This is a genomic window from Paeniglutamicibacter quisquiliarum (assembly GCF_019084045.1).
In the GTDB taxonomy this organism is placed as follows: Bacteria; Actinomycetota; Actinomycetes; order Actinomycetales; family Micrococcaceae; genus Paeniglutamicibacter; species Paeniglutamicibacter quisquiliarum.
On sequence record NZ_JAHRED010000002.1, the window covers coordinates 100,782 to 114,790 of the forward strand.

Annotated in this window: 10 protein-coding genes; 4 read left to right on the plus strand and 6 right to left on the minus strand. The window is 64.7% G+C overall.

All coding sequences use genetic code 11. From position 1 onward, the window contains the following. Positions 1–38: 38 nt before the first annotated feature. On the plus strand, positions 39–1,331 hold the full coding sequence (clpX, locus tag KRR55_RS04070; RefSeq protein ID WP_217387791.1) for an ATP-dependent Clp protease ATP-binding subunit ClpX: 1,293 nt from the start codon (positions 39–41) through the stop codon (positions 1,329–1,331). A 58-nt stretch (positions 1,332–1,389) separates the two neighbouring features. Beyond that, positions 1,390–2,064: a mycothiol-dependent nitroreductase Rv2466c family protein gene (locus KRR55_RS04075; RefSeq protein WP_217387792.1), complete on the plus strand. Its 675-nt coding sequence runs from the start codon at positions 1,390–1,392 to the stop codon at positions 2,062–2,064. A gap of 421 nt (positions 2,065–2,485) precedes the next feature. Here KRR55_RS04075 and valS read toward each other — a convergent pair whose 3' ends face one another. From valS to KRR55_RS04105, 6 genes are all read right to left on the minus strand, one after another. After that, positions 2,486–5,113, minus strand: a complete 2,628-nt coding sequence (gene valS / locus KRR55_RS04080) for a valine--tRNA ligase (protein ID WP_217387793.1) — start codon at positions 5,111–5,113, stop codon at positions 2,486–2,488. A 113-nt stretch (positions 5,114–5,226) separates the two neighbouring features. Continuing rightward, entirely contained in the window at positions 5,227–6,915 is a 1,689-nt protein-coding gene (locus tag KRR55_RS04085; protein WP_217387794.1) for a glycoside hydrolase family 13 protein, read from the minus strand. Next, positions 6,915–7,745 carry a carbohydrate ABC transporter permease gene (locus KRR55_RS04090; protein WP_217388262.1) on the minus strand — a complete coding sequence of 277 codons (831 nt, stop codon included), beginning with the start codon at positions 7,743–7,745 and terminating at the stop codon, positions 6,915–6,917. The genes KRR55_RS04085 and KRR55_RS04090 overlap by 1 nt, the downstream gene beginning before the upstream one ends. A 71-nt stretch (positions 7,746–7,816) precedes the next feature. Then, positions 7,817–8,731 carry a carbohydrate ABC transporter permease gene (locus tag KRR55_RS04095; protein ID WP_254455836.1) on the minus strand — a complete coding sequence of 305 codons (915 nt, stop codon included), beginning with the start codon at positions 8,729–8,731 and terminating at the stop codon, positions 7,817–7,819. Between the two features lie 2 nt (positions 8,732–8,733). After that, on the minus strand, positions 8,734–10,029 hold the full coding sequence (locus KRR55_RS04100; RefSeq protein ID WP_217387795.1) for an ABC transporter substrate-binding protein: 1,296 nt from the start codon (positions 10,027–10,029) through the stop codon (positions 8,734–8,736). A gap of 9 nt (positions 10,030–10,038) precedes the next feature. Continuing rightward, positions 10,039–12,186 carry an alpha-galactosidase gene (locus KRR55_RS04105; protein ID WP_217387796.1) on the minus strand — a complete coding sequence of 716 codons (2,148 nt, stop codon included), beginning with the start codon at positions 12,184–12,186 and terminating at the stop codon, positions 10,039–10,041. A 138-nt stretch (positions 12,187–12,324) separates the two neighbouring features. Here KRR55_RS04105 and KRR55_RS04110 point away from each other — a divergent pair, with 138 nt between their 5' ends. Both KRR55_RS04110 and KRR55_RS04115 read left to right on the plus strand, forming a co-directional pair. After that, the gene (locus tag KRR55_RS04110) at positions 12,325–13,521 is read left to right on the plus strand and encodes an ROK family transcriptional regulator (protein WP_254455837.1); all 1,197 of its coding nucleotides are present in this window, start codon (positions 12,325–12,327) and stop codon (positions 13,519–13,521) included. Between the two features lie 106 nt (positions 13,522–13,627). Beyond that, entirely contained in the window at positions 13,628–13,993 is a 366-nt protein-coding gene (locus tag KRR55_RS04115; protein ID WP_217387797.1) for a DUF488 domain-containing protein, read from the plus strand. The last annotated feature ends 16 nt before the right edge of the window (positions 13,994–14,009 follow it).

Sequence of the window (14,009 nt, forward strand, 5' to 3'; positions counted from 1 at the left end):
GGCCGGTCTTACCGGTACCAGATAAGGGGACCAATACGATGGCACGCATGGGTGAAGGGTCTGATCTGCTCAAGTGTTCCTTCTGTGGCAAGAGCCAGAAGCAGGTTCGCAAGCTGATCGCCGGCCACGGCGTCTACATCTGCACCGAGTGCATCGAACTCTGCAACGAGATCATCGAGGAAGAGCTCGCCGAGGTCGAAGAGGGCGTTGACTTCGAACTGCCCAAGCCGAAGGAAATCTTCGACTCCCTGCAGGAATACGTCATCGGCCAGGAAGGCGCCAAGCGCTCGCTGGCGGTGGCCGTCTACAACCACTACAAGCGCATCCAGGGCGGCGCGGCGGCCAAGTCCGTTTCGGCACTCTCCGACGCCAACTCCCTCGACGAGGTCGAGGTCGCCAAGTCCAACATCCTGCTGATCGGGCCCACCGGCTGCGGCAAGACCTACCTGGCCCAGACGCTGGCCCGGCGGCTCAACGTTCCCTTCGCCGTCGCCGACGCCACGTCGTTGACCGAGGCAGGCTACGTGGGCGAGGATGTCGAGAACATCCTGCTCAAGCTCATCCAGGCGGCGGACTACGACGTCAAGAGGGCCGAGCAGGGGATCATCTACATCGATGAGATCGACAAGATCTCGCGCAAGAGCGAGAACCCCTCGATCACCAGGGACGTCTCGGGCGAGGGAGTCCAGCAGGCCCTGTTGAAGATTCTCGAGGGCACCGTCGCGGCGGTTCCGCCGCAGGGCGGACGCAAGCACCCGCACCAGGAATTCATCCAGTTGGACACCACCAACGTGCTGTTCATCGTCGCGGGCGCCTTTGCCGGACTCGAGGAGATCATTTCCTCCCGTGCCGGGCGCAAGGGAATTGGCTTCGGCGCACCGCTGTCGGCGCTGAAGTCCGAGGCCGCCTCGTATTCGGACGTGCGCCCGGAGGACCTGCTGAAGTTCGGGCTCATCCCGGAATTCATCGGCAGGCTCCCGGTGATCAGCACCGTGGAAAAGCTTGACCGCGAGTCCTTGATCAAGATCCTGTCCGAACCCAAGAACGCGCTGATCAAGCAATACCAAAAGATGTTCCGCATGGACGGCGTCGAGCTGACCTTTGAACTGGGTGCCCTGGAAGCCATTGCCGACCTCGCCCTGGCCCGCGACACCGGAGCCCGGGGACTGCGCGCGATCCTGGAGGAAACCCTCAGCGCCACCATGTTCGAAATGCCGAGCCGCGACGACGTCGCCGAGGTCGTCATCACGGCCGATGTGGTGCTCAATGGGGCCGAACCGTCCCTGATCTCCGCGCAGGTCGTCGACAAGCGCGGGAAGAAAACCGCCTAGCAATTACGTTGTAAACCCCGGGTCCGGCCCCACGGGGAAGCCCGGGGCTCGACCACTCATGTCATCCAATCGAAGGAGTAGTACGTTGTCCGAGAAGACTCACGTTGATTTCTGGTTTGACCCGGTCTGCCCCTTCGCCTGGGCGACCTCCCGCTGGGTCCTGGAGGTCGAGAAGGTGCGCGACATCGAGGTGGCGTGGCATGTCATGTCGCTTTCCGTGCTCAACGACGGCCGCGAGGGCCTGAGCGACCACTACCGTGAATTCGTGGCCAAGGGCTGGGGGCCTGTGCGCGTCCTGATCGCTGCCGCGCAGAAGCACGGCGACGCGGTACTTGGCGATCTCTACACCGCCATGGGAGAGCTGCTGCACTACGAAAAGGTCGAGGACTACAGCGAGGTCATTTCCCGTGCACTGGCCAAGGTCGGCCTCGAACCGGAGTTGGCCGACGCGGCCACCGGCACCGAGCATGACCAGGCACTCAAGGCCAGCCACGAGAACGGGATCTCCCAGGTCGGACAGGATGTCGGCACCCCGGTCATGGCCCTGAACGGCACCGCATTCTTCGGACCTGTCATCACCCGCGTCCCGGTGGGCGAGGAAGCCGGCAAGCTCTTTGACGCCGCCGTCACCCTGGCCTCCTTCCCGTACTTCTTCGAAATCAAGCGGAGCCGGACCGAGAGCCCGCAGTTCGACGTCCCGGCCAGCGAACAGGAAAGCCTGTCAAGGGCCTAAATATCCAATAAATAAACCAAGGGGCCGGAGCAAACCACAAAGTTTGCTTCGGCCCCTTGCTGGTTCGCAGGGCGGAGCGTATAAAAGTAATACGCATCACTACCGGAATGATGCCGAACAAAAACCGAATTCGCGGTGACGAGCTATTGGAATCTCTTCTAGCTCGGCTGCAGCAGCGAAGCAGCAAGACCCACGCAACGAGGATTTTGTCCGGTTCTCTAAATCAACGCTGTACGAGAACCATCACCGAGTCGAAGCCCCTCCGACATTAGTTTGTCAGCCGAAGGGGCTTCCCCTCTGTCTGCCGCCTGGTGCGATGCCGGAAGAGGGGACGGTCCCGGTTGAAAAGACGAGGGCGCCGTGCCCCACCCCGCGGGGTGGGGCACGGCGCCCTCGTTGCCGGGACCCCGGCACCTGGAAGCTAGGCCTGGACGGTGTCCTCGGCCGGTGCCAGTACCACGTCACTGACCGTCAGGTCGCCTTCGACCGCAACCAGGCTCATGTCCTTGGCGTTGCCGGCTGCCAGCAGGTCGCCCAGTCCGCTGCGCAGCAGCTCCAAGGTGGCCTCGGGCGCGGAGATCACGCCGGAGAGCACCGCGGTGCGCTGCTTGACCTTGGCCTCGGACTTGGCCTTGCGGATTCCCGAGAGCGCCTCGCCGACGATCGGCAGCACCGCGGTGTTGGCACCTTCGATGGCGCCGGCCAAGTGGGCGGAGCCGGGCCACGGAGCGCGGTGCACCGAGCCGGCGCGCCACCAGCCCCAGACCTCTTCGGTGGCGAAGGGCAGGAACGGGGCAAAGAGGCGCAGCACCGAATCCAGCGTGGTGGCCAGGGTGGCAAGCACCGACGCCTGTTCCGCGTCGCCGCGGGCACCGTAGGCCCGGTCCTTGATCAATTCGACGTAGTCGTCGGTGAACGACCAGAAGAACGACTCGGTGATGTCCAGTGCACGTGCGTAGTCATAGGCGTCGAAGGCGCGGGAGGCGTCGTCGATGACCTGCGACAGGCGGGCCAGCAGCGACTTGTCCAGGCCGTTGGTGACCACCGAGGCATCGCCGGAAATGACGTTGGCCTCGGTGGCGCCCAGGTTCAGCACGAACTTGGAGGCGTTGAGGATCTTGATCGCCAGGCGGCGGCCGATCTTCATCTGGTTGATCTCGTACGCGGTGTCGGCACCCAGCTTGGCGCTGGCCGCCCAGTAGCGCACGGCGTCGGATCCGAAGTCGTTGAGCACGTCGGTGGGGACCACCACGTTGCCCTTGGACTTGGACATCTTCTTGCGATCCGGATCGAGGATCCAACCGGAGATCGCCGCGTGCTTCCACGGGGCGACATCGTGCAGTGCGTCGGCGCGCACGGCGGAGGAGAAGAGCCAGGTGCGGATGATGTCGTGGCCCTGCGGGCGCAGGTCGAACGGGAAGACCTTGTTGAAGAAGTCCTCATCCCGGCTCCAGCGGCCCACGATCTGCGGGGTCAGCGAGCTGGTGGCCCAGGTGTCGAGCACGTCGGCGTCACCGACGAAGCCGCCGGCTTCGTTGCGCTGGGACTCGTCATATCCCGGGGCCACGTCTGCCGCGGGATCGACCGGCAGCATCTCATCGGTCGGCAGGATCGGGTTCTCGTAGTCCGGTTCCCCTGCCGCGTCCAGCGGGTACCAGACCGGCACGGGAACGCCGAAGAAGCGCTGGCGGGAGACCAGCCAGTCGCCGTTCAGGCCCGAGATCCAGTTCTCGTAGCGCGAGCGCATGAAGGCGGGGTGGAATTCGATCTGCTCGCCGCGCTTGATGAGGCGTTCGCGGCGCTCCTCGTCGCGCCCGCCGTTGCGGATGTACCACTGGCGGGAGGAGACGATCTCCAGGGGCTTGTCGCCCTTTTCGAAGAAGTTCACCGGGTGGCTGATCTTCTTCGGTTCCCCGTCGAGCAGGTTCGCGGCGGCCAGCAGCTCGACGACGCCCTCCTTGGCGGAGAACACGGTCTTGCCGGCGATCTGCCCGTAGGCCTCGGCGCCGGCCGGCGTGGTGATCCACTCCGGGGTCTCGGCGATGACGCGGCCGTCGCGGCCGATGATGGCGCGGGTCGGCAGCTGCAGTTCGCGCCACCAGGTCACGTCGTTCAAGTCGCCGAAGGTGCAGACCATCGCGATGCCCGAGCCCTTGTCCATCTTGGCCAGCGCGTGCGGGTAGACCGTGACGGGCACATCGAAGAGCGGGGAGGTGACGGTCTTGCCGAAGAGCGGCTTGTAGCGCTCGTCGTCCGGGTTTGCGACCAGGCCGGCACAGGCGGCCAGCAGCTCGGGACGGGTGGTCTCGATGAAGACCTGGGTGCCGTCCTCGGCGGTGAACGGGTAGCGGTAGTACGCGCCGGGCATTTCCCGGTCCTCGAGCTCGGCCTGCGCCACCGCGGTGCGGAAGGTGACGTCCCACAGCGTGGGCGCCTCGGCCATGTACGCGTCGCCGGCTGCCAGGTTGGCCAGGAAGGCGCGCTGGGAGACCGAGCGGGAAACGTCGTCGATGGTGCGGTAGGTCAGGTCCCAGTCGACGGACAGGCCCAGGGTGGAGAAGAGGTGCTCGAAGACCTTCTCGTCCTCGACGGCCAGTTCCTCGCAGAGCTCGATGAAGTTCTTGCGGGACACGACGTCCCAGTCGCGCTGGTTCTTCGCCGGGGTCGCCGGGGGGCGGTAACCCTCGACGTAGGCGTACGTGGGGTCGCAGCGCACGCCGTAGTAGTTCTGCACGCGGCGCTCGGTGGGCAGGCCGTTGTCGTCCCAGCCCATCGGGTAGAACACGTTCTTGCCGCGCATGCGCTGGTAGCGGGCCAGCACGTCGGTCTGGGTGTAGGAGAACATGTGTCCCACGTGCAGCGAGCCCGAGGCCGTCGGCGGGGGAGTGTCGATCGAGTAGACCTGCTCGCGCGTGGTCTCTGCGTTGAATTTGTAGGTGCCTTGCTCGCGCCAGCGGGCGCCAAGGCGTTCCTCCAGGCCCTCAAGAACGGGCTTGTCCGGAACGGAAACGATGACGGGCGTGTCTGTGCCCAAGGTGTCTTCTGCCATGTTGACCATTCTCCCATGAGCGCGGGCATTCCCCCCAGTCGGGCCCGGTTGATGCGCGCCACAGGGAGGCCGGGGGCGCACGCCACGATGCCGCGTGCGCCCCGGGCCCGGGACTACGGTGCGAACCAGAGCGTGGTTTCCCCCGGGACCAGCGCGGGCGGCACGGGCGGCGCACCGCTGGCCACGACGATCCTTTCCGGGTCCAGTCCCTCGGGCAGCGCCGCCGGCGTGGCGCCGAAGTTGGTGAGCACCTCCCACCCGTTGGGCCGGCGGTAGTGCGCGAGCGTGGCATCGGGTGCCGATACCCAGTGGAGGGACTCGGTGGTTTGCAGCGTGCGGCGCCATGCCAGGGCGCTGCGATAGAACTCCAGGGTGGAGTCCTTCACCCCGTCCTGGGCGTTGACGGCGTGGTCGGCAAACCAGTCGGGCTGGGGCAGCCACGGCGGGCCGCCGAAGCCCAGGTGCTCTTCCTGCGCATTCCAGGGCAACGGCACGCGGCAGCCGTCGCGGCCCTTGACCCTGTTCCCGGTGCGGAACCAGGTGGGATCCCGCAGTGCGTCCAGGGGCAGGTCCGCGGCCTCCAGGAGGCCAAGTTCCTCGCCTTGGTAGAGGTAGGCGGAGCCCGGCAGGCCCAGCATGAACAGCGTCGCCGCGCGGGCCCGTCGCAGCCCGCGCGCCGGATCGGTTGCGGGTTCCTTGCCGCCGGAGAGCAGCCACGCATCCTGGGCAGCGGCGTCGGTGCCGTCGGGCAGGGAGTAGCGCGAGGCATGGCGCACCACGTCGTGGTTGGAGAACACCCAGGTGGAGGATGCGCCGGAGGCTTCGGCCTCCTCCAGGCACCGCGCCACGATGTCGCGGAACGCGGCGGCCGCAAAGGGGGCCTGCAACAGATCGAAGTTGAAGGCCTGCCCCAGACCGGTGGGCCGGGCGTAGCGCAGGCGCCGGTCGGTGAAGGGAACCCAGGCCTCGGCCACGGCAATGCGCGGCGGGTCGTATTCGTTGAGCACCGAACGCCAGCCCGCATAGATCTCGTGGACCTCGTCGCGGTCAAAGAGCACGTCGCTGCCGTCATCGACGATGATTTCCAGCGAGGGCTTGGAGCGCAGCGGATGTGCCATGTCCTTGACCAGCGCATGCGCCACGTCGACGCGGAAGCCGTCCACGCCGCGGTCCGCCCAGAAGCGCAGCGTGGTGTGGAAGTCCTCGCGGACCTCCGGGTTGTCCCAGTTCAGGTCCGGCTGTTCGGAGGCGAAGAGGTGCAGGTACCACTGCCCCGGCGCCCCGGCGTTTTCCCCGGCGGCTTCGGTGACGCGGGTCCAGGCCGGTCCGCCGAAGTGCGAAGGCCAGTCCGAGGGCGGGAGTTCGCCGTTTTCGCCCAGCCCGTCGCGGAAGTGGTAGCGGGCCCGCTCGGGGGAGCCGGGTGCCGCTGCCAGGGCGGCGGTGAACCATTCGTGGCGGTTGGAGGAGTGGTTGGGCACCACATCGGCGATGACCTTGATGTTTGCGGCATGGGCGGCCGCGACCAGGGCGTCGAAGTCCTCCAGCGTTCCCAGGCGCGGGTCCACGTTGCGGTAGTCATCGACGTCGTATCCGCCGTCGGCCAGGGCGGAGGGGTAGAACGGGGAGAGCCAGATCGCGTCGATGCCCAGGTTCGCGAGGTAGCCCATGCGCGAGGTCACCCCCGGCAGGTCGCCCACCCCGTCACCCGAGGCGTCGGCGAAGCTGCGCGGATAGACCTGGTAGACGGCGGCCTGGCGCCACCAATTGGCATCGAGTGCGGTGGTTTCAGCGTGCTCGTTCATTATTTGATGGATCCTCTCATGACACCGGAAATAACCCAGCGTTGTGCAAATAGGTAGACCAGCAGAAGTGGTGCCATCGCCATCAGGTACGAGGCGAATGCGGTGGAATAGTCGGTGTTGAACTGGCTCTGGAAGACGTACTGGACCAGGGGGAGGGTGCGGGTGGTCGGATCGGAAAGAATCACCAGGGGTAGCAGGAAGTCGTTCCAGGCCCAGAGGCAGGTCAGGATTCCCACCGTCGCATTCATGGGCGTCAACAACGGGAAGATGACCTTCCAGAAGGTGGTCCAGTGGCTGGCCCCGTCCATGATGGCCGCCTCCTCGAGTTCCGGGGGGATCGACTTGATGAATGCCGTGTAGACGAAGATGTTGAAGCTCAGCCCGTAGACCGTGTAGAGAAGGAACAGCCCGACCGGGTTGTCCAGGCCCAACAGTGCGGTTTCCTTGGTCACCGGCAGCATGATGATGGGGAACGGGACAAAGAGCGCGGCGATGAAGAAATAGTAGAGGGCCTTGAAGAATGGCCGATTCATGTTGCGTGCGATGGCGTAGGCAACCATGGAATTGGTGATGATCGTCAGGACCACGGCCGAGGCCGTCACGATTCCGGAGACCAGCAGGGCGTTGGGGAAGTTGGTGAGTTCCCAGGCCTTGGTGAAGTTCTCGGGGTGGATACTGGTGGGCAGCTCGAATCCGGTTCCGCCGAGCTGGTCCGAAGACTTCAACGCGGTGACCACGGTGAAGTACAACGGGATGAGGACAGTCAGCGAAAGCACTGCCACCAGGGCGGTGAGCGGAACATTGACGTTGGAAATTCTTCGCTTCTCCACCGGACCGTGCGGCGGAGTGGATCCGGAATCCTGTTCGCCGCTCACGGACTGCTTGGTTATGGGTTGTGTGCTCACGAGAAATCGGCCTCCTTGCGTTGTAGGGTCCGCATCTGCAGCAGCGAAAGGACCACGATGACGATCAGGTAAACAACCGAGTTGGCCATTTGGTAGCCGTATTCCCCACCTTGGAATCCGCCCCGGTAGATGACCATGGCCACCGATTCAGTGCTGGTGCCCGGTCCGCCGCCTGTCAGTGCAACGATCTGGTCAAAGGCCTGCAGCAGGCCCTTGAGTGCGAGCACCATGTTGATGGTGAAGAACGCGGAAATCATGGGAAAGGTGATGGAGGTGAATTGCCGCCAGTGCGACGCCCCATCGAGGCTTGCAGCCTCGTAGAGTTCCGCGGGGACCGTTTGCAGTCCTGCCAGGTAGATGATCACGCTAAAGGCGATCGACTGCCAGGCCGTCACCCCGACGATGCCCAACCACGCAAGATCGGGGTTGGTGAGAATAGAGGAGGAAAGCCACTCGATACCCAGCGCCTGGCCAATGAGCGGCAGGTTGTTGGAGAGCAGGTAGTTGAAGACGTAGCCGACGATCAGCACCGAAAGCACGTTCGGGATGAAGAAGATCCCGCGGAACGCGGTCTGGAACTTGATTTTCGCATTCAGCAACAGGGCAATGAAAAGGGCGCCGACGTTCACCACGATCGTGGTGGTCGTGGCGAAGAGGAAGGTGAACGCGTACGAGGAGAGAATCCTGTCGTCCCTGAACAAATTCACGTAGTTCCCGAAGCCGACAAAATTCCATTCGCCGTATCCCGCGTAGTTGGTGAAGCTATAGAAGATGCCGGTCAGCGCCGGAATGGTGTGAAGTACGACGAAGAGCAGGAGGGCAGGGATCACCATCCAGTAGAACGTTCGATTCACTGTTTCGCTGCGCAGTTTGTTCCTTGCGGGGCCCGCGGCGAGGCGTGGTGCGCCCATGGTCATTCCCCTTTCTTCGTTGAGGTGCGGGCGGCGGCCTTCGCAAATTCGCGGTCCGCCCGGTCGAGGAATGCGGCCGTGTCGCCGTCAAGCATGAACTGCTGCAGCATTGCCGTGAACGGAATGCTGGTGGGTACCTGGTGGTCGAAGTAGCCGATCACCCTGCCCTGATCGAAAATTTCCTGGACTCCGGCCAGGGCCGGATCCGTGATTGGCCCGGCATCCGTCAGCGGCACGAGTGCGGACTGTCCCGCGGCGTATTTTTTCATCGCCTCGCTGCTCATCAGGAACTCTATGAACGCCGCGGCTTCCTTCGGATGCTTGGTGTCCCGTCCCATCGCCAACGTGACGTCGACACCCGTGACCAGGGTTGTGTCGGCCGGGTCGTTGGTGGTCGGGTAGGGGAACGACGCGATCCTTGCCTCGGGGTTTGCGGCCCGGATAGCGGGAATCGCGAAGCTGCCCTGGAGGTACATGGCCGATTTTCCCGCGGCAAAGGCGGCGTTCCCGTCGCTGTAGCCGTCGCTGTCTGCACCGGGCTGGCGGTAGCCGAAGAGCTGCTTGAGCTTCTCGGCGGCCTCCACCCCGTCCGCGGCGAAACTATGTGTCCCTGTCTGCGGGCTCCACGAGGAGGAGCGGATATCTTCGAAGAATCCAGCCGGTTTGAGATTTCCGGCAAGGTTCACATAGGTGGGCAGGACCGTCCATGCATCCTTGAGCGTCAGGTGGAACGGTGCCACCCCGTTGTCCTTGAAGGTGTCCGCCGCGGCAATGAGCTCATCCCAGGTACGTGGAACCTCGACGTTGTATTTGGCGAAGATGTCGGGGTTGTAGAGGATCGCGCTGGCGTTGTTTGCAAAGGGCAGGCCGTTGGTCTCGCTGCCGTGGCAGGTTCCCAAGGAGTTCAGGATTTCCTGGACCTCGGGTTTGACCCGGGAGGCGGAGGGAAAGGCCGATAGGTCAGCGAACACACAGGACCCAGCCAGGTCCGCGAAATTCCCGTTGCCGTTGAGCGTGAGCACGTCGGGGGTTTTGCCCTTGACGAGCAGTGTGCGGATGGCGGTATCCGGGTCGGGAACGGCATTGATGACCACGTCTACATCCGGATTCTGGGCTTCGAATTCGGCGACAAGGGCCTTGAATTCGGTGACGGCCTCGGGTTTGAACTGAAAGAAGTCCAACGTCACGCGGCCCTCGCCGGCCGGGGCGCAGGCAGCCAACGAGGCTCCGAGTGCCACCGTCAGGAAGGCGCCGGCGAGGCATCGCCAGGTGCTCGGGCGGGGTTTTTCGTTGTTCACGGTTGCTCCTTAGCCGTCGGTCCGGTCAAGCATGATCAGTACCGATTGCTCGGGGAACAGGACGGGCGACTGCAGGCCCATCGTTCCCAGGGTGGCACCACTGAGGACGTGCGGGGTTTGTGTCCAGGAAAGCGCTGACTGGCCATTGCCCACCGCATCATTCAGCGGTTCGCTCAGTCGCACCCGATACCTGGCCGCGGGGTTCAAGCCAGGCAGGGTGAAACGTCCGGCGGGGTAGGTGAGCGAGGCCTCCCGCAGCGTGAAGGCGAAGACTGCCCGCGTGGCATCGGCGGCAACCACGCCCCGGATGTCGATGGCGGCATCGGGATGATCAGCGTGGACGCTGTCCCCGCTGTGGAAGAGGGCTCGATTTTCCTTGTGGAAGTCCACCCACTGCGCGAGCTCGGCGCTCAGGGAATCGTCGATCCGGGCGATGTTCCATTCAATCCCAAAGTGGCCGAAGATCGCGGTGCGTGCCATGAACCCCAGGTCGTGCCTGCGCCCGGTGGAGTGGGAACGGGGCCCGCCGATATGGGCACCCATGAGTTCGTAGGGGATCAGCAGGTTGGTGTTTTCCTGGTTGTCCAGCCGCTCGATCGGATCGATGCAATCGGAGGTCCAGATGCGGTCGGTGTGTTCGAGGATGCCCAGGTCGACGCGGGCGCCACCGGATGCGCAGCTTTCAATTTCAAGTCCCGGGTGCCGGGCCTTGAGCTCGGCGAGCAGCCGGTAGAGCGCAAGCGTGGTTTCGCGGACCGCGGCGGTTCCGCTGTGCGCGTGGGACGCTTCGAGCAGGTCGCGGTTGTGGTCCCACTTGATGTAGCCGATGGGGTACTTCGTGAGCAGGCTGTCGAGGCGTTCCAGGAGGTACGCGTAGCAATCGGGATGCGAAAGGTTGAGGACCTGTTGCTGGCGCGCGGCCACCGGCCAGCGGCCGGCCGTGTGCAGGATCCAGTCGGGGTGGTTGCGTGCCAGGTCGCTGTCCGGATTCACCATTTCGGGTTCGAACCAAAGCCCGAATTCCAGGCCGAGCCCGGTCACGTGGTCGATGAGCGGGGACAGTCCGTGGGGCCAAACGCCCGGGTCGACAAACCAGTCGCCGAGTCCGGCGGTGTCGTCGCGGCGGCCATTGAACCAGCCGTCGTCGAGTACGAAGCGTTCGACGCCCACGGTGGCTGCCTTGTCGGCAAGGTCCTTGAGGGTCTGCAGGTCGTGGTCGAAGTACACGGCCTCCCAGGTGTTGAGGGTGACGGGGCGTGGCCTTCGCGGGTGCTGGGGCCGGCCCCGCAGGTCCTTGTGGAATCGGGCAGAGAGCTGGTCCGTTCCATGCCCCCAGGAGCCGAGCGCCCACGGGGTGCTGTAGCTGCTCCCCGGTTCCAAGGTGAGTTCCCCGGGCAGCAGCAGTTCCCCGGCGGTGATGAAGTTGTCGGAGGTGATGGTTCGCTCGGCGCTTAGCCGGTGGTTGCCGCTCCACGCCAGGTGGACGCCGTGGACAAGGCCCGAGCGGTGTCCGAACTGCGTCTCCCCGGCCAGCATCAATAGGCTGGCGTCGGCGCCGGGCCGGCCGCGACGAGATTCCCTCACGTGCGAGCCGACCGTCAGGGGTCGGCGCTGGGCGCTGCGTTCCTTGAGGTGGCGACCGGTGCTGTCCTGGATCGTGGTTGCGGTGTGCGGCAGCGGGAACACGGTGGAGAGCCTGTTGACCAGGTAGGCACCGGGACCGGAGTTTGTCAGCGTGTGGCGCTGGGAGAGCACTCCGTTGGCACTGAGCCGAAGCTCGGTGACCAATTCGAGGCCGGCGTCGGGGTCATCGGCGCTGATGGACAGGGCGTGTTCGTCGGACCGGATTCTGCTGGTGGCCAGGGCGGTGGCCCATGACCGGGAGGTGCGGTGTCCCTCGAGTGCAGGAGAGTGCTGCCATCCGAAGCGTTCCTGGGGGAAGATGCCCAACCGGGCAGGTTGGTCGATCCCGCCGGAGACGCGTTGGGGACGTGCTGCGCTGGCAAGATCCCGCAGTTCGTTTTCATCGAGCTCACCGGTGTCCGGGCCCCAGTGGATGATCGTTGGCATCCCGGCGGTGGTTGCATCGATGATGACGGAGGTGCCACCGCGGTGGAGCTGGTGGTACGGCGCGAAGGGGTGGTCTGTCGTGGTCATCTATTATTTTTACTCCAAAACTAATGAGTGTGTCAAGCACCACACAATCAGGCGAAAAGTGGGTATTTGATCGCCCGCGCCTAGATCCTTTGGCGGGTTGAGTCGATATTTATGACCGAAATGAAATAAACTGGTCGCATGTCACCCGAAGCCATGACGAGCAGCGACTCAATCGCCACACGCAACCAGCCCGCTGGGCAGTCGGCCGACCGGATTCCGTTGCTCAGTGAACCGGAATTGGAAGTGGCCAGGGCCATTCTGATCCATGGCCCCAGCTCCAGGGGGGAGCTCTCCCAGCGGCTGAATCTCAGTGCAGCCAGCCTGACCCGGCTGAGCAAGCCATTGCTGGATGCGGGAATCGTGAGCGAAAGCGAGCTGGTCCTCAATGGAAGCGTGGGGCGCCCCGTCCGGTTGCTCGATATCCGGCAGGAGGCCACCTTCTTCGTTGGCATCAAGATCACCGGCCAGTTGGCGCAAGGGGTGCTCACCGACCTGCGCGCCAAATCTCGGGTAAGCGCCACGCGTGACCTGCCAACCCGCGAGGTCGCGGACGTGCTTGAGGTCCTGGTGGAGCTGATCGGCGATCTCCGCGAGCGGGCCGGCCAGCAAATATCGGGGGTGGGCATCTCCCTCGGCGGCCAGATATCCGACGGGATGGCCATCGAACGGGCACCGTTCCTGGGCTGGCGCAATGTCCCGCTTGGAGACCTGTTGCATCAACGCACGGGCCTGCCGGTCCTGGTCGAAAACGACGTGACGGCACTCGTTGCCGCCGAACAGTGGTTCGGCGTGGGGCGCGAGGCGGCGAATTTCGCTGTGGTCACCATCGGCGCGGGCGTCGGGTACGGATTGGCCATTCACCGGCAGGTGGTGCGTGGCCGGGATGCAGGTTTGGGCCTGGGCGGACATTTCCCGCTCGATCCCAACGGCCCCCTGTGTATGGAGGGGCACCGCGGTTGCTCCACGGCGATGCTTACGATCCCCAGCATCTGTGCGCAGATTTCCACCGCCCTGCTTCGCGAAGTCGGCTACGGGGAGGCGTTTGCGCTGGCCGCTGCGGGGAACAAGGTGGCCCACTCGGTGCTTCAAGCTGCTGCGCTGGCACTCGGGCGGTTCCTTGCCGCCGCAGCGAACCTGACCATGGTCAATGTGGTGGTCCTGGGCGGGGAAGGCATCGAACTGTTCAGCAGGTTCGAGCAGACCGTACGCAGTGCACTTGCCGCGGATAGGGACCCCGAGGCATCCGAGGTGCGGATTGCGGTCCTTTCCCCGGAGTTCGATCAATGGGCAAGAGGTGCGGCGGCGGTAGCGATCCAAAAATACGCCTTCGCCTAGTGTCACGAAACCGAAACCACCACGGCCCGGTCCGCGCAACGCACCGGGCCGGATGCGACCAGCCGACTCTCTGGAAGAATTGCCGATTTGGTCCTAGGGTCTTGGGATGGGTACTTTTCGATTGCTGCGCGCCTACGAGCCCGCCGATGGCGGCTATCGGATCCTAGTTGACCGCCTGTGGCCACGCGGACTCGGCAAGGAGCGGGCGGCGCTCGATGACTGGGCCAAGGACGTCGCCCCCTCCACCGAGCTGCGCGTCGCCTTCAGCCACAAGGCCGAGCGTTTCACCGAGTTCACCGACCACTACCGCCACGAGCTGGAGGCCGGGTCCGCCGCCGCGGGGGCGCAACGGCTGCTGGGCATCGCGCGGGAACACCAGGACGTGGTGCTGCTCTACGCGGCCCGCGACACCGTGCACAACCACGCGGTGGTGCTCCTCGATTTCCTGCGCGAGGCGCAGCAGGGGACCTAGGCCGGGACGGGCAACC